General features: G+C 64.6%; 14 protein-coding genes. 5 read left to right on the top strand and 9 right to left on the bottom strand.

The features are described 5' to 3' along the window. The first annotated feature begins 36 nt into the window (after positions 1-36). Positions 37-1209 (top strand): sugar transporter, encoded by a 1173-nt coding sequence (locus LOY37_RS16895; RefSeq protein ID WP_258715334.1) that lies wholly within the window; start codon positions 37-39, stop codon positions 1207-1209. Between the two features lie 81 nt (positions 1210-1290). On the opposite strand, the gene LOY37_RS16890 is transcribed toward LOY37_RS16895, so the two are convergent. The 9 genes from LOY37_RS16890 to fdnG form a co-directional block, all read right to left on the bottom strand. Beyond that, on the bottom strand, positions 1291-1626 hold the full coding sequence (locus LOY37_RS16890; RefSeq protein ID WP_258715333.1) for a hypothetical protein: 336 nt from the start codon (positions 1624-1626) through the stop codon (positions 1291-1293). 1 nt (position 1627) lies between these two features. After that, positions 1628-1888, bottom strand: coding sequence for a YceK/YidQ family lipoprotein (locus LOY37_RS16885; RefSeq protein ID WP_309475528.1), 261 nt, complete (start codon positions 1886-1888; stop codon positions 1628-1630). A gap of 76 nt (positions 1889-1964) precedes the next feature. Next, entirely contained in the window at positions 1965-3488 is a 1524-nt protein-coding gene (locus tag LOY37_RS16880; protein ID WP_258715332.1) for an FAD-dependent oxidoreductase, read from the bottom strand. Positions 3489-3500: 12 nt separating this feature from the next. Beyond that, a complete protein-coding gene (locus LOY37_RS16875; protein ID WP_123565625.1) occupies positions 3501-4115 on the bottom strand; it encodes a LysE family translocator in 615 nt (204 codons plus the stop codon). Between the two features lie 118 nt (positions 4116-4233). Continuing rightward, on the bottom strand, positions 4234-4461 hold the full coding sequence (locus LOY37_RS16870) for a hypothetical protein (RefSeq protein ID WP_045194298.1): 228 nt from the start codon (positions 4459-4461) through the stop codon (positions 4234-4236). 60 nt (positions 4462-4521) lie between these two features. Next, positions 4522-5433 (bottom strand): formate dehydrogenase accessory protein FdhE, encoded by a 912-nt coding sequence (gene fdhE / locus LOY37_RS16865; protein ID WP_093381292.1) that lies wholly within the window; start codon positions 5431-5433, stop codon positions 4522-4524. Continuing rightward, positions 5430-6077: a formate dehydrogenase subunit gamma gene (locus LOY37_RS16860; protein ID WP_045194293.1), complete on the bottom strand. Its 648-nt coding sequence runs from the start codon at positions 6075-6077 to the stop codon at positions 5430-5432. Before LOY37_RS16860 ends, fdhE begins: the two co-directional genes overlap by 4 nt. Further along, on the bottom strand, positions 6074-6964 hold the full coding sequence (fdxH, locus tag LOY37_RS16855) for a formate dehydrogenase subunit beta (RefSeq protein WP_275559268.1): 891 nt from the start codon (positions 6962-6964) through the stop codon (positions 6074-6076). Before fdxH ends, LOY37_RS16860 begins: the two co-directional genes overlap by 4 nt. Positions 6965-6981: 17 nt before the next feature. After that, positions 6982-10032 (bottom strand): formate dehydrogenase-N subunit alpha, encoded by a 3051-nt coding sequence (gene fdnG / locus LOY37_RS16850; protein WP_082075388.1) that lies wholly within the window; start codon positions 10030-10032, stop codon positions 6982-6984. 498 nt (positions 10033-10530) lie between these two features. Here fdnG and LOY37_RS16845 point away from each other — a divergent pair, with 498 nt between their 5' ends. Genes LOY37_RS16845 through LOY37_RS16830 form a run of 4 tightly spaced genes read left to right on the top strand, consistent with a single transcriptional unit; the run spans position 10531 to position 16613 of the window. Then, complete coding sequence (locus LOY37_RS16845; protein WP_213604394.1) at positions 10531-12618, top strand: TonB-dependent receptor domain-containing protein; 2088 nt, start codon at positions 10531-10533, stop codon at positions 12616-12618. 44 nt (positions 12619-12662) lie between these two features. After that, positions 12663-14378, top strand: a complete 1716-nt coding sequence (locus LOY37_RS16840; RefSeq protein WP_258715331.1) for an ABC transporter substrate-binding protein — start codon at positions 12663-12665, stop codon at positions 14376-14378. Next, a complete protein-coding gene (locus tag LOY37_RS16835; RefSeq protein ID WP_093381307.1) occupies positions 14375-15307 on the top strand; it encodes an ABC transporter permease in 933 nt (310 codons plus the stop codon). The genes LOY37_RS16840 and LOY37_RS16835 overlap by 4 nt, the downstream gene beginning before the upstream one ends. A gap of 22 nt (positions 15308-15329) precedes the next feature. Continuing rightward, positions 15330-16613 (top strand): acyl-CoA dehydrogenase family protein, encoded by a 1284-nt coding sequence (locus LOY37_RS16830; RefSeq protein WP_258715330.1) that lies wholly within the window; start codon positions 15330-15332, stop codon positions 16611-16613. Positions 16614-16622 lie beyond the last annotated feature (9 nt).

Here is a 16622-nt window from a genome sequence, read left to right as displayed (position 1 = left end):
CGGCAACCGCAAACGACTCGGAGCAAGGCTTTACTCATGAATACATCCGTGGATGCGCGAACCGGCAGTTGGCTGAGTGTCATCGCCCTGGCCCTGGCGGCCTTCATTTTCAACACCACTGAATTCGTCCCGGTGGCGCTGCTCAGCGACATCGGCCGCAGCTTCGACATGTCCACCGCCCAGGTCGGCCTGATGCTGACCATCTATGCCTGGGTGGTGGCCCTGGCCTCGCTGCCGATGATGCTGCTGACCCGCAATATCGAGCGGCGCAAGTTGCTGATCATCGTCTTTGCCTTGTTCATCCTCAGCCATTTGCTTTCGGGGGTGGCGCAGAGCTTTGGCATGCTGCTGGTCAGCCGTATCGGCATCGCCCTGGCCCATGCGGTGTTCTGGGCCATTACTGCCTCGCTGGCAGTGCGCGTAGCGCCGCCGGGGCAACAGGCCAAGGCCCTGGGGCTGCTGGCAACCGGTACCACCCTGGCGATGGTCATGGGCATTCCGCTGGGGCGGGTGGTGGGCGAGGCCCTGGGTTGGCGCACGACCTTCCTGGCGATTGCCGGGGTGGCCTTGGCAACCTTGTTGTGCCTGGTCAAATCGCTGCCGCTGCTGCCGAGCCAGAACTCCGGCTCGTTGCGCAGCGTACCGGTGCTGTTCAAGCGCCCGGCGCTGGTCACCGTGTATGTGCTGGTGGCGCTGGTGATTGCCGCGCAGTTCACCGCCTACAGCTACATCGAGCCGTTTGCCCTGAACGTCGCGCAGATCGGCGGCGAACTGACCACCGTGCTGCTGTTGCTGTTTGGCGGCGCCGGGGTGTTCGGCTCGGTGCTGTTCAGCCGCTACAGCGAGCGATTCCCGCAGGGCTTTCTGATCGGCGCGATCGCCATGCTGGCGACCTGTCTGCTGCTGTTGCTGCCGTTGGCCGGCGACTTCAGCCTGCTGGGTACCTTGAGCGTGTTCTGGGGTGTGTCGATCATGTGCTTCAGCCTGGCGTTGCAGTCCAGGGTGCTGATCCTCGCCTCGGACGCCACCGACGTGGCCATGGCCATGTTCTCCGGCATTTATAACATCGGCATTGGTGCCGGGGCGCTGATCGGCAGCCTGGTCAGCGTGCACATGGGCCTGGGCAATATCGGCTATGTTGGCGGATCGCTGGCCCTGGCGGGGTTGTTGTTGTGTGCGGTAACGACCTACCGTTTTGCCCGCGCCTAGGGGCTGCGTTGCAGCCCATCGCCGGCAAGCCAGCTCCCACACGGACTGCGCAAAACCTGTGGGAGCGGGCTTGCCCCGCGATCAATCGCGAATCTTCAGCAGCCCATCGCAGCCCAGGCAACGCACCTTCTTCAGCTTGCGCACTTCGCTGAAGCCGACCCGGCGTGACAGCGCGGTGCCGACCTCATCCTTGTACAAGTGCATCATCGCTGCGTTGCACAGTGGGCAGCGCACCAGCATCGACAACGGGAAGGTCAGGCAGCCAAGGCCCAGAACCACCAGGATAATGGTGGTGCCCAGGCTTTTCGGCATCCAGTCGAACAGGGTCAGCACCATCAGCGGCGCGCCGATATAGATGATGAAGTCATTGATGTAGATATTCAGAAACGCCACGCGGCGGTAGTCGAGCCGGGGCATTTCAGTTCATCGAGTCATAGGGCAGCAGGGCGGTGTCGACCACCATGTCCGCCGGCAGGGTGACAATCGCAGCCACCGGGCAGACGATGGTCACCCAGCAGAATATCGTTGAATAACCTTCGTAGCCGCTGGCGCCAATCGTGGTCAGTAACTGGACGTTGGCCTGGGTGCCTTTGTAGTAGTCGCCGCTGCCATAGTTGTTGGAGCCGCGCGCAAGAAAAGTGCCGCAACTGGCCAGGAACAGGGTCGAGGCCAGGAGCAAAGAGGTGAGGATTCTGATGATGCCATTCCTTAGCAGATAGAGAGGCGAAACCTGCGCGCATTCTCGCACAACAGCGCTAGTATCCGCGCATCCCGCGTGCACTGAAGTACTCTTCGAGCACCTCTGGCCCGGCGCCGACCTGGGCCAGGGCGACGTAGCTGTCCGGGCGCAGCAGGTACACGCCGTCCCGCTGCAAGCCGGCCGCCTCGTGGGCGTCGCACCATTCGAACACTTCCAGCGGCATGCCGCGCTCGCTGCACCAGGCCACCAGGCTGCCGCTGGCCGCACCATAGACCTGAACCTGCCAGCGCATCCGCGCCAGCCCGGCAAAGTTGTCGTGGGCGCCGTCGCTGACCCACGGCAGGCGCTCGCCACCGTGTACCTGGCCGGCGCTGCCGACGCTCAGGGGCATGTCGCGGTAGTTCAGGGTGATTTGCGAAACGGTGCGGAACAAAAACGTCCGCGCAGCTTTGAGCGCCGCCACCCGCGGCAGCAGCACGGGGGCCAGGCGGGTGCGCAGCAGGGCGGCCAGGCGGCCGTCGGCGGTGATGAAGTTGAACACCTGGTCGGTGGTCGCCACCAGCCGCTGGGCAAAAGCACTGCGCTCGATTTCGTAGGTTTCGAGCAGGGCCTCGGTGGCGCTGCCTTGCAACACCGCCGCCAGTTTCCACGCCAGGTTGATGGCATCGCCGATGCCGGTGTTCATGCCCTGGCCACCGGCCGGGCTGTGTACGTGGGCGGCGTCGCCAAGCAGGAAGGCGCGCTGGTGGCCAAACTGCTCGGCCACCCGGTGGTGCACGCGGTAGGTAGAGAACCAGTTGACCTGATGGATCTCGACCTTCAGGTGCTCCATGGCGCGCTGGCTGACATCCTCGAAACGCAGGTCGCGGGGGTGTTCGGCACGCGCGTCGCGCACCGTGCCGATCAACCGCGCGCGGCCGCTGCCGGCCAGTGGGAATACGGCGAGAAAGTCGGCCTCGTCGAGGTCGACGTGCAGCTCGCCATTGAACGCCGGCCCCGCGCCATCGACATCGGCGACATAAAACACCTGCTCGTAAGTGCCGCCGGGAAAGCCGATGCCCAGGACCTTGCGCACCGTCGAGCGGGCGCCGTCGCAACCGGCGATGTAATCGGCTTGGCAGACTTCCTCGACGCCGTCGGCATGGCGCAGGCGGGCGGTGACGCCTTCGGCGTCCTGGCTGAAGCCGAGCAGCTCGGTTTGCCGTTCGACGGCCACCGCAAAGCGCTGCAGGCGCTCGATCAGCAGTTGCTCGTGCTGGTCCTGCGGGTAGATATGCAGGAACGGGTAGGGCGTAAGTTCGGCGCCAATGCTGTTGAACGGCAGCCGCGCGGCGGTTTCGCCCTTGACCCACAGGTTGGCCGCCGGCACCTGGTGGCCCTGGGCGAGGACTGCCTCGGTCAGGTCCAGCTGGCGGTACAGCTCCAGAGTCCGCGCCTGCACCGCCAGGGCCCGGGAGGTGGTGCCGGGGCCGCTGGTCCTGTCGATGATCCGCACCTTGATGCCCAGTTTGCTCAGCCACAGCGCCAGCACCAGCCCGGTGGGGCCGGCGCCGATAATCAGTACGTCACAGCGGTTCATTGCAGGCGCTCCTCAGCGCTGGGCGAACGCCAGGTTCAGGCCCAGGCCGGCAAAAGAGGCAGCAAAACTGCGGCGCAGCCAGTTCTGAACCCGCGGCGATTCAATCACCGCGCGACGGAACAGGTTGGCCAGCAGGCCATACAGCACAAACACCACGAAGGTCATGAGCATGAACACTGCGCTCAGGCTGAGCATCTGCCCGCTCACCGAGCCCGCCTCGGCGCTGATGAACTGCGGCAGGAACGCCAGGAAGAAAATCGTCAGTTTCGGGTTGAGGATGTTCAGCAGGCAGGCCCGCAGGATCAGGCTGCCAGCGCTACCCACCGCGCTGTTGCTGTCGACGGCGAAGGCTGAGCGGTCGCGCCAGGTGGCGTAGGCCAGGTACAGCAGGTAGGCGACGCCGGCGAACTTCAGGCCCTGGAAGGCCAGGGCACTGGTGTGCAGGATCGCCGACAGGCCGAGGATCGAGGCCAGCAGGTGCGGGACGATCCCCGCCGTACAGCCCAGCGCGGTGTAGAGGCTGGCGCGCTTGCCGGCCACCAGGGCGGTGGAGATGGTCAGGATCACGCCGCTGCCGGGAATCAGCACGACGATCAATGAGGTAATGAGAAAATCCAGGCTCGGCATCGCGACAGGCTCCATCTCGTCAAGGTTGGCTGCAAGCATGTCTACAGGCGTCAACCGTTCAGATCAAGTGTAAGAGCCCTGGCAGCTTTTGCTAGTCAGTCGTCGGCGCATGGCCTGGCTACTCGGCCTTGCCACGCACGATGCGCCCGACCTTGATTTCGTCGGCGTAGGCCTTGAGCTTGTCGGAGTCTTTGTACAGGCGGTTCATCAGGTGCAGCACGGCAACCACGTCGACGCCGTCGATGCGCTCGGCCAGCTTGCTGATTTCACCGGCGGTGCGTTCCAGGTTGCCGGCGACGGCCTTGAGGTCGCGCTTGAGTTCGGCGGAAGATTTCTTGATGCCCATGGGGGTTCCGGGTGTGGGGTGAAAAGGGGGCATCGCGGGGCTTGCCCCGCGATAGCTTTATCAGCCGGGAAACAGAAACGGGCTGACACCACTGCGCCCATAACCCTCGCGCTCCACTTCGGCGTCCAGCGCCAGCGAAGCGAGGTCATCGGCCAGCACTTCCTGGTCGCGGTCCTTTTCCGGGTACAGCACTTTCAGGTAGCTGTGGCAGTCGTTGCAGCTCTCGGCCTTGATCGCGGCATCCTGACGCTCCAGCGACCAGTAGTCGAGGGCGCCGGTGGCTTCGCAGTTGCTGCATTTTACCCGAACCATGTGCCAGCGGCTCTCGCATAAACTGCAATGCAGGTAACGCAGGCCGGCCTGGGCGCCGTTCATGATCACGCTGGCCACCGGCGCGCTGGCGCACACCGGGCAGTGCTGGCGCTGTTCGCCCAGCGAGGCCCTGGCCGAAGCCGGCAGGGCATTGGCCAACTGGGTGAAGTACAGCGACAGCGCGCTCCAGAGGAACAGCGCCTGGCCGCTGTCGACCTGCTCGTAGCTACCGGCCAGCAAGGCGCTGGCGCGCTCTTCCAGTTGCGCTGGCGAGTAGCCGCGCAAGGCGTCGAGGGTGCTGCGCACCGCTGGCGTGGCGTCGCCGTACAGTGCCTCGATCAAGGCGCCGAGCAGTTGCTGCCAGTAAGCGTCGCGCGGGTACTCTGCGCTTGCCAGCGGCGCCCGGCCGGCGTCCAGGCGCGCCGCCAACCCGGCCGCCAGCGCTTCAGGCAGTGGCAGGGTGGCAAGCAGTTGCTGCTGAGCCTCGGCGATACCGGCACAAAACCCCAGGTAATCGCCCATGGCGTGGCCGTCGGCCAGCTGGCGCAGGCGCGCCGCGCGTTTTGAGTAACGGTCCTTGAGCGACGGCAGCAGTACCGCGACGATCTCGTTGACGCCACCGCTGGGCGTCTGCACCGGGGTCATCTGGATGCTGCTCATTTGTCGCTCCCGGCTTTGCCTTGCTTGCTGTTCAGCTGGCGGTACCAGCGGTCGTGGTGGGTCTTGGCCCAGCTGCGGCTGACGTAGCCGGTGACCATGCCGCGGATCGAACCCTTGACCCAGAATGCCAGGTAGGCATGGCCGATGATCAGCAGAATCAGGCTGATGCCGGCCAGTGCATGCACCAGCAAGCCGATGCGGATGGTCGGGATACTGAACAGCGGCGCGAAATACGGCCGCCAGATCACCACGCCACTGAGCAGCAGCAGGCTGATCAGGGCCATGATGCCCCAGAACAGGATCTTCTGCCCGGCGTTGTACTTGCCGATGTTCAGCGCCGGCTCATGCTTGCCGGCCAGCACTTGCTTGACGTTCTTGAACCACTGCAGGTCTTCGCGTTCCGGCAGGTTGTAGCGCACGAAGCGCACGAACAGAAACATCAGCAGCAAAAATACCACCACGCCGAAAAACGGGTGGAGGATGCGCGCCAGCTGCGGGGTGCCGAACACCGCGTTGAGGCCGTTGAGCGAGGGGAAGAACCACGACAGCCCCGACAGCGCCACGGCGAAGAAGCAGATCACCATGAACCAGTGGCTGGCGCGCTCGATGAAGCGCGTACGCAGGATCAGTTTGTCCTTGTTCATGCGTGGGTATCCTCTTCGATCTTCTGGTCCTGTTCATCGACTTCGTTGGGGCCGACGCCGATGTAATGGAACAGGGTGCCGGCCAGGGTGGCGAAGAACGCCGCCGCGGCCACCGGTTTCATCCAGCCTTTCCAGCCCTGGATGGCGTTGCTGATGCGCGGGTCGGTGGGCAGCTTGTGGTACAGCTGCGGCTTGTCGGCATGCTGCAGTACGTAGACCACGTGGGTGCCGCCAACGCCTTGCGGGTCGTAGATGCCGGCCCCGGCAAAGCCACGGCCCTGCAGCTCGGTGACCCGTTCGCTGGCCTGGTGCAGCATGTCTTGCTTGCTGCCGAAGTTGATTGCCCCGGTGGGGCAGGTCTTGACGCAGGCCGGCTCCTGGCCGACCGACACGCGGTCGACGCACAGCGTGCACTTGTAGGCCTTGTTGTCCTTCTTGCTGATGCGCGGCACATCGAACGGGCAGCCGGCGATGCAGTAGCCGCAACCGATGCAGTGCTCGGACTGGAAGTCGACGATGCCGTTGGCGTACTGGATGATCGCTCCCGGTTGCGGGCAGGCTTTCAGGCAGCCGGGGTCGGCGCAGTGCATGCAGCCGTCCTTGCGGATCAGCCACTCGAGCTTGCCGCTTTCATCTTCGACTTCATCAAAACGCATCAGCGTCCAGGTTTCGGCCGACAGGTCGGCCGGGTTGTCGTACACGCCAACGTTGTGGCCGACCTCGTCACGCAGGTCGTTCCACTCGTTGCAGGCCACCTGGCAGGCTTTGCAGCCGATGCAGATGCTCACGTCGATCAGCTTGGCCACTTCGGCCTGGTGATCGCGGGTGTGCGGCGCCGGGGTCAGCACGTTGGTGGCTGAGCGGCGGACGATGTCTTGGGATTGCATGGACATGGTATTCGCCCTCAGACCTTTTCAATGTTCACGAGAAACGCCTTGTACTCCGGCGTGTGGGTGTTCGACTCGCCGATGCCCGGGGTCAGGGTGTTGGCCAGGAAGCCCTTGCGCGTGCTGCCTTCGTAACCCCAGTGGCAAGGAATGCCGATGGTGTCGACATCCTGGCCATCGACGGCCAGGCGGCGGATGCGCTTGGTCACCACGGCCTTGGCCTTGATGTAGCCACGCTTGGTGCTGACCTTGACCAGGTCGCCCTGAACGATGCCCTTGTCGGCGGCGAGTTTCTCGCCGATCTCGATGAACTGCTCGGGCTGGACGATGGCGTTCAACCGCGCGTGCTTGGTCCAGTGGCGGAACAGCTCGGTGATCGAGTAGGTGGTCGCCACGTAGGGGAACTCTTCGCGCTTGCCCATGCGCTGGCGGTCGCTTTCGTACAGCCGCGCGGTCGGGCTGTAGGTCACGTTCGGGTGCAGCGGGTTGCTCGCCAGCGGGCTTTCGGTCGGCTCGTAGTGCTCGGGGAACGGCCCGTCGTTCATGGCGCCGACCGAGAACAGCCGGCCCAGGCCTTCGGGCAGCATGATGAACGGGTTGACCTTGCCACCGGGGGCGGCGCTGACGGCGAAGTCGGGCACGTCGACGCCGCTCCAGCGCACACCGTCCCAGCCGATCAGCTTGCGTTTCGGATCCCACGGCTTGCCCTGCGGGTCGGCCGAGGCGCGGTTGTAGAGGATGCGCCGGTTCTGCGGCCAGGCCCAGGCCCAGCCCGGGGTGCAACCCAGGCCGCTGTCGGCGTTGTCGCGGCGGGCCATCTGGTTGCCCTGTTCGGTCCAGGAGCCGGCGAAGATCCAGTTGAAGCACTGGGTCGTGCCGTCGTCGCGCAACTGCGAGAAGTCGCTGAGCAACTGGCCCTTGCGCAAAATCAGCTTGCCTTGCTCGTCGTGCAGGTCGGCCAGGGCGCGGCCGTTGGACTCCTTGGCCACTTCCTCGGGCTTGGGGTCCAGCGGGTCGGCGTAGTCCCAGGCCATGTTGAGGATCGGCGCCGGGTTGGCGCCGCCTTCCTTTTCGTACAGCTCGCGGATCTTCAGGAACAGGTGGCCGAGGATCTTGCCATCGTGCCAGGCCTCGCCCGGAGGCGCCGCGCCGGCCCAGTGCCACTGCAGCCAGCGCCCGGAGTTGACGATCGAGCCGTCTTCCTCGGCAAAGCACGAGGAGGGCAGGCGGAACACTTCGGTCTGGATCGCCGCGGTGTCGACGTCATGCTGCTCGCCGTGGTTCTGCCAGAAGCTCGAGGTCTCGGTGGCCAGCGGGTCGATGATCACCAGGAACTTGAGCTTGGCCAGCGCTGCCTGGGCCTTGTTCTTGTCGGGGAAGGCCGCCACCGGGTTGAAGCCCTGGGCGATGTAGCCGTTGACCTTGCCTTCGTACATGCGGTTGCTGAAGTTGAGCACGTCGTAGCTGTCGTCCCACTTGGGCAGCCAGTCGAAGCCCCAGTCGTTGTCTTTGGTGGCCTTGTCGCCCCAAAGGCTTTTCATCAGGCTGACGAAGAATTTCGGCGTGTGTTTGTAGTAGTTGACCTGATCCTCCAGCAGCGCCACCGGCGTCACCTGCTTGAGGTAGGTGGCCATGTCGGTCTGCTCGTCGGACGGCAGGTTCATGTAGCCAGGCAGGCGCAGCGACAGCAGGCCCAGGTCGGTGTAGCCCTGGATGTTGGAGTGGCCGCGCAGGGCGTTGACGCCACCACCGGCCATGCCGATGTTGCCCAAAAGCAGCTGGATCATGCCCGAGCCGCGGATCATCTGCGCGCCGTTGGTGTGGTGGGTCCAGCCCAGGGCGTAGAGGAAGGTCGCGGTCTTGTCCGGGGCGCTGGTTTCACCAAGGATCGCGCAAATCTTCAGGAAGTCATCTTTCGGCGTGCCGCAGACGTTAGTGACCATCTGCGGGGTGTAGCGGCTGACGTGGGCCTTGAGCAGGTTCCACACGCAACGCGGGTGCTGCAGGGTCAGGTCGCGCTTGGCGTAGCCCTTGCTGTCGAGCTCGTAGGTCCAGGAGCTGCGGTCGTAGCTGCGCTTGTTGGCGTCGTAGCCGCTGAACAGGCCGTCGTCGAAGTGGTAGTCCTCGCGCACGATCAGGCTGGCGTTGGTGTAGTGGCGTACGTATTCGTGCTGGATCTTGTCGTGGCTGATCAGGTAGTTGACCACGCCCATCAGGAAGGTCACGTCGGAGCCTGCGCGGATCGGCGAGTAGATGTCGGCCACCGCGGCGCTGCGGTTGAAGCGCGGGTCGACGACAATGACCTTGGCGCCGTTGCGGATCTTCGCCTCGATCACCCACTTGAAGCCCACCGGGTGCGCCTCGGCGGGGTTGCCGCCCATGATCAGCACAACGTTGGCGTTCTTGATGTCGACCCAGTTGTTGGTCATGGCGCCACGGCCAAAGGTCGGCGCCAGGGCCGAAACCGTCGGCGCGTGGCAGACCCGCGCCTGGCTGTCGGTGCCGAGAATGCCCAGGGCACGGGTGAAGCGCTGGTCGAGCGAGCCGGTTTCGCTGCTGGCCGCCGACGAGCAGAGCATGCCGGTGCTGAGCCAGCGGTTGACCGTGGTGCCCTTGGCGTTCTTCTCGATGAAGTTGGCGTCGCGGTCGTCTTTCATCAGCCGGGCGATGCGTTCGATGGCGTGGTCCCAGCTGATGCGCTGCCATTTGTCCGAGCCCGGTGCGCGGTATTCGGGGTAGAGCAGGCGCTGTTCGCTGTGCACATAGTCGACCAGGCCGGCGCCTTTAGGGCACAGCGAGCCACGGCTGACCGGATGATCAGGGTCGCCTTCGATATGGAAGATGCGCGCCTTGGCGTTCTTGGCGCCGTCGCCGAGGCTGTACATGAGAATCCCGCAACCGACCGAGCAATAGGTGCAGTTGTTACGGGTTTCCTTGGCGCGCAGCAGCTTGTACTGGCGCGACTGGGTCGCCTGGGCCACGCCCGGGGCAAAGCCCAGGCTTGCACAGGTGGCGGTGGCGACGCCGGCGGTACACAGCTTGAAAAACTGTCGTCTGCCAAGTCCCATGGGTATCTCCTCATTCTTATCGGCTGCACAAAGCTGCGGGCATAGGCATGCCCGGCAACAAGGCGTCGCAAGCGCAGTTGGCTGGGGTGTCGAAGCACGGTGTGTCGCAGGTCCCTGTCTGGCGCAGGGTTTTAAGCGGACGTATGCGCGCTAGTGTATTCCCGTACGGAATGTGGGACTAATCGACCTTGTTGATAGGTCTATCGACAGGATCTATCAAGGCCTGGGCCATGATCAACTGTTCGCCAGGCAACAGCAGTTGGACAGATACCCGCAATTCGAACAATTGTTTAAACCTTTGAAACCGCTCAAACCCAAGGATTTCAAGGGATTTTGTGGTTGGCACGGACGCTGCAACAGCTCCCTTTGAGATTGACTATACCAATAGAAACTCGCCTATTTTTTAATCAGGTGGGGAGCAAGACCTTGAATTTCGTGCCTCGGGCAACATCCGTTTTATCCAAATCTTCGACCAAAGTAGTAGGCAAGGACTGGAAGCTGGCCAGCGTCGGCGCCGCCCTGTTGAGCCTGGCGCCGCTGGCCCAGGCCGAAGACGCCACACAGACTGAAAAACGCCTGGAGACGGTTACCGTCCAGGCCGCCAAAGCCACCCCGGTAGAAGCGGCGCAGGCGCAACTGGACGAGATCCCCGGCGGTACCGGGCTGGTCCAGCAGGCCGAGGTGGAGAAGGGCCGTTCGGCCACCCTCGAAGACACCCTGGCCTATCAGCCGGGGGTGTATGCGCAGGCGGCCGGCGGCAACGATGCGATCAAGATTTCCATTCGCGGCTCGGGCGCCAACACATCGCCTGGCTACTTTCGCGAAGGCACCAAGTTTCTCTTCGACGGCCTGGCCCTGACTGGCGCCGGTGGCACGCCCTACGAGCTGCTCGACACCCAGGGCCTGAGCTACACCGAGGTACTGCGCGGTGCCAACGCCTTCGAATACGGCGCCTTGTCGCTGGGCGGGGCGATCAACTTCGTTACCAACTCCGGCCTCACTGCGCCGGGCAACCGCATCAAGGTCGAAGGCGGCAGTTTCGGCTGGCAGAAGCAGACCCTCAGCACCGGTGGCGTGGCTGGCAATGCCGACTACTTCATCAGTGTCGACAACTCCAAGCGCGACGGTTACCAGGACTTCACCTTCACCAAGGCCAAGGGCGTGGTGAGCAACTTCGGCTACCGCTTCAACCCCAAGCTGGAAACCCGCCTGTACATCCGCTACCGCGAGGAATACCACGAAAACTCCGGGGCCCTGACCCTGGCGCAACTGAAGAAGAACTCCTCGCAAACCAACCCCAGCACCCGCGCCACCCGCGGCGACTCGACCAAGGAAGGCTCGACCTGGGTCGGCAGCAAGACCACCTACACCTTCGATGACGATTCGACCCTGGTGGCCGGGCTGGTCTATCACAATTACCCGCAGATCCTTAGCAAGAAGAGCACGGTCAACCCCAACTACTGGGACTGGCGCGACATCAACTACTCGCTCAAGTACACCCGCAGCGACCAGCTGTTTGGCCTGCCGAGCACCACCACGGTCGGCTGGAGCAGCACCCAGCACATCCGCTCCGGGGTGCGCACCTACAGCGGCGACAAGGACCTGGGCCGGTTGCAGAAGCAGGTCGAGTACGACGGCTCGTTCGACCATGTGTTCTCGCTGGGCAACGACCTCGGCCTGACCGACAACCTGTACCTGTCCACGGGCCTCTCGGCCATTGAGGTCAAGCGCAATGTCGATGTCAATTTCAGCGACCGGCCCAACACCAGCGGCATCCCCAGCCACTATCGCTATCAGCAATGGAAACTGGCGCCACGGCTCGGCCTGCGTTACTACCTGACCCCGGACGTGCAGGTGTTCGGCAACGTCAGCCGCTCAATCGACCCGCCCAGCTCCTGGTCCAGTTCCGGCTCGGGGGTGACCACCAACTTCGCCAAGACCCTGGTGCCACAAAGCGCCAACACGGTTGAACTGGGGATTCGCGGGCGTTCGGAGATTTTCGACGGCAGCCTGACCCTGTACAAATCGTGGATCAAGGACGAACTGCTCAACGTCGAAATCCTCCCGGCCACCAACACTTCGGCCGCCGTGGTCTCGACCTCCAACGCCAGCCCGACCATCCACCAGGGCATCGAGGCGGGGCTGACCACCAAGCTCTGGCAGCGCGATAACGGCGATGTGCTGAGCTGGCGCCAGGCCTACACCCTCAACGACTTCCACTACCGCAACGACCCGCTGTTCAGCAAGAACGAGCTGCCGGGCCTGCCCAAGCACATCTACCAGGGCGAGCTGTTCTACCAGTACGCCAACGGCTTTTACGCCGGGATCAACGTGCGCTCGGCATCGAGCACGGCGGTGGACTACGCCAACAGCTTCTACGCGCCGTCTTACACCCTGTGGGGCGCACGCCTGGGCTACGACGCGCCGAACAAGACCTGGCAGGTGTACCTGGACCTGAAGAACCTCACCGACAAGGACTACGTCACCGCCCTGGTGCCCAGCTACGACGCCAAGGGCCAGGACACCGCCTCGCTGTACCCGGGTGACGGCTTCGGCGCCTACACCGGGATTGCCTACAACTTTTGAGCCAGGGGCGGGTGCCGTTCGTGCGGCACCTGCAGGAGAACCGCATGAGAGTAATCGCAAGGCTGGGCGCGCCCGCCGTGCTTGGCGCGCTGCTGGCCCTGGGCGCCTGCAAGCCGGTGGAGCAATCGCCGGGGCAGAGCAGCAGCGGCATCGACGGCACGCTGCACAACGGCACCCTCAGCTATGGCGCGCAGGACTATTACGAGGCCGCCCCGGGCAAGCCCGGTGGCACCCTGCGGGTGTCGACGGCCTCCGACACCACGACGCTGGACGTGCATTCGATTTCCCACGGCAATGTGCAGTGGCTGGGGCGCATTCTGTTCGACTGCCTGCTGTACCAGGACGAGCAGGGCAATATCTCGCCGTGGCTGGCCAAGTCCTGGGAGATCTCCGACGACGGCAAGACCTACACCTTTCACCTGCGCGATGACGTGACCTTCAGCGATGGCGAGAAATTCAACGCCCGTGCCGTACAGGTCAACCTTGAACACATGCGCGACCCGGCGACCAAATCGCCGCTGGCCGCTGCCTACATCGCCCCATATGTCGACGGGCGCATCGTCGATGAGTACACCTTCGAAGCGCACTTGCGCGAGCCGTATTCGCCGTTCCTCGATGTGCTGGCGCAGTCGTGGCTGAGCATGATCTCGCCCCGGCAGATCCTCGAAGCGCCAAAGACCATCGCCGAGCACCCGATTGGCTCCGGGCCCTTCGTGCTGGAAAGCTACACCCGCGACCAGGGCGCCAACTTCGTCAAGCGCAAGGGCTACAACTGGGCGCCCGCAGTCACCCGCCACCAGGGCGAGGCCTACCTCGACCGCCTGGAGCTGAGCATCGTCCCCGAGCCGATGATCCGCTTCAGTACCCTGGAAGCCGGCCAGTCGGACTTCACCGTCGATGCCCCGACCCAGAACGCCCGGGCCATTCGCGACAACCCGGACTTGCAGATGCGCAGCCGGATTCGCAAGGCCAACCCGTTTCGCAGCCTGACCTTCAACGTCGAGCGCTTTCCCTTCGACGACGTGCAGGTGCGCCGCGCCGTGGCCAAGGCCATCGACCGCGACGGCCTGGCCTGGATCACCGGTTTTGGCGAGTACCTGGCCAAGGGTGATTTTCTTGCCGCCAACACCCGCTACTACGACCCGGCATTCAAGGATGTACTGGCCTATGACGTCGCCGAGGCCAACCGCATTCTCGACCAGGCCGGCTGGAGTGAGCGCGACACCGAGGGTTACCGGGTCAAGAACGGCCAGCGCTTGGCCGCGCACCTGCTGACCTACGAAACCGCGGCCTACCCAAGCAGTATCGCCGTGGCCATCCAGGCCGACCTGAAGAAGATCGGCCTCAAGATCGACATCGACCTGCTGCCCCTGGCCCAGGTCACCCAGCGCCGTTACGCCAGTGATTTTCAGCTGATCGGCGGCGGTTACTGGCACACCAACACCCCCGATGGCCTGTACATCCTCTATCACAGCCAGGCAATCAGCACCGCCAAGCTGATCGGCCAGAACGCCGGGCGCTTTCGCGATGCCGAGCTCGACCGGGTACTCAGCGCGGCCCGGCAGACCACCGACCCGGTGGCGCTGAACGACCTCTACCGCATCGCCCAGCAGCGCCTGGCGCAGACCATCCCGGCGGTGCCGGTGTTCGAGAGCCATGTGCTGCTGGCCTACCGCAAGCAGGTCAAGGGGCTGATTTTCGACACTTCGCACAACACCCCGTTTTTCACCAGTGTCTGGCTCGACCCGGAGGGCAAATGACTAGCTTGCAACGATTGGCCTGGCGCCTGCTGGCCGGCATCGGCGTGCTTTGGGGCGCGGCGACCCTGACTTTCCTGGCCATCAACCTCAGTGCCGGCGACCCGGCCCTGGCGATTCTCGGCGGCCCCGACGCGATGCCCAGCGCCGAGCTGATTGCCCAGGTGCGCGCCGAATACGGCCTCGACCAGCCGTTGTGGGTGCAGTACGGCCAGTACCTGGCGCGCCTGGCCCAGGGCGATCTGGGCGAGTCATACCGTTTGCGCATCCCGGTGCTGCAGGTGATCGGCAGCCAGCTGGGCGCCACGGTGCAGCTGTCGCTGGCCGCCGCCTTGCTGTCGATTGTGCTGGCGGTGAGCTGCGCGGTGCTCACCGCCAACCGGCCGCGCTGGGTGCGCTCGCTGGTGTCCGGCACTGAACTGGTGCTGTCGTCGGCGCCGTCGTTCGTGATCGGCATCGTGCTGTTGCTGGTGTTTTCGTTCGGCTGGCACCTGCTGCCGCCGTCCGGTTCCAACAGCTGGCAGGCGCTGATATTGCCGAGCCTGGCCCTGGCCCTGCCGATTGCCGCGGTGCTGACCCAGGTACTGCGCCAGGAGCTGGAAGACATCCTCGAACAACCCTTTATCGCCATGGCCCGCGCCCGCGGCATGTCCGAGACCGGCGTGCGCCTCAAGCATGCCTTGCGCCATGCCCTGGTGCCGCTGGTGACCTTGTCGGGCTTTGTTTTCGCCAGCCTGCTGGGCGGTGCGGTGATCATCGAAATGCTCTTCGCCCGCCAGGGCATCGGCCGCTTGATGCTCGACGCCGCCGTGACCAAGGACATGCCCTTGCTGCTGGGCATCACCCTGTTGGCGGCGGCGATTTATGTGCTCGTCAACTTTCTCGTCGACCTGATCAACCACTGGGTCGACCCGCGCAGCAAAAGCCTATGAACCCGAATCTCAAGGACCAGCCATGAGTGCCCATGAACTGCCAACAGCCCTGGCTGCGAACCCCGCAGGCCAGGACTACGTAAACCTGCAGGCGCGCTTTGCCCCGGTGTTTGCCCGCATTGCCAAATGTGCGGTCGAGCGCGAGCAGCAGCGCACCCTGGCCCATGAGCCGGTGGCCTGGCTGCGCGAAGCCGGCTTTGGCGCCCTGCGCGTGCCCCAGGCATTGAACGGCGCCCAGGTCAGCCTGCCGGTGCTGTTTCGCCTGCTGATCGACCTGGCCGAAGCCGACTCCAACCTGCCGCAAATCTTTCGTGCCCACTTCGGTTTTGTCGAAGGCCGGCTGTCCAGTGGCGATGCCGCTTCGCAACAGCACTGGCTGGCCAAGGTGGCGGCGGGGCAGTTGTGGGGCGCGGCCATGGCCGAACGCACCGACACCACCGGCAATTCGGTGCGCCTGCGCGCCGCCGACCCGCAGGTGCCCGAGGCCGGCTGGCTGCTGCACGGCGAGAAGTACTACTGCACCGGCGCCATCTATGCCGACTGGGTGGCGGCGGTGGCCATGCTCGACGAGGATTTTGTCAGCGTGGTGGTGCCGACCACGGCGTCAGGGGTCAGCCTGGAAGATGACTGGGACGGTTTCGGCCAGCGCCTGAGCGGCAGCGGCACTACCCGTTTTGCCAATGTCGCGGTGCCGCCGCAGCAGGTGCTGCGGCGCTTCAAGCCCGGCGAGCTGCGCGCCGAATCCTACCTGTCGGCCTTCTACCAGCTGTACCACCTGGCGACCCTGGCCGGTATCGCCCGCGCTGCGCAGCGCGATGCCGTGGCCTTCGTCCAGGGCCGCACCCGCGCCTTTGGCGTGCCGGGCCAGTCCAGCCCCAAGGACGACCCGCTGGTGCAGCGGGTGATCGGTCGTCTGTCGAGCCTGGCCTATGCCGCCCAGGCCCTGGTGCTGGATGTCGCCCAGGTGCTGCAGACCGTGCATGAAGCCGAGCTCGACGGTTCGATTGGCGAGGAGCACTACGTCGAGGCCGACATTCGCACCTACCAGGCCCAGCAGATTGTTCTCGAGCATGTGCTCGAAGCCACCACCTTGCTGTTTGAAGTCGGCGGCGCCTCGGCCACCAGCCAGGCCCGGCGCCTCGATCGGCATTGGCGCAATGCCCGCACCCTGGCCTCGCACAACCCGGCGATCTACCGCGAGCGGGCGCTGGGCAATTACTACCTCAACGGCATCAGCCCTGGTGCCGCCTGGCGCCAGTTGCACGCCCAGGACAATGCCGCCCGCGATGAAGCCAGCGCGGTCTGACCCCACTCA

It is taken from the genome of Pseudomonas sp. B21-012 (assembly GCF_024749305.1).
In the GTDB taxonomy this organism is placed as follows: Bacteria; Pseudomonadota; Gammaproteobacteria; order Pseudomonadales; family Pseudomonadaceae; genus Aquipseudomonas.
The sequence above is the reverse complement of the archived record's forward strand: the minus strand, read 5'-3'. Positions and strand labels throughout refer to the sequence as shown.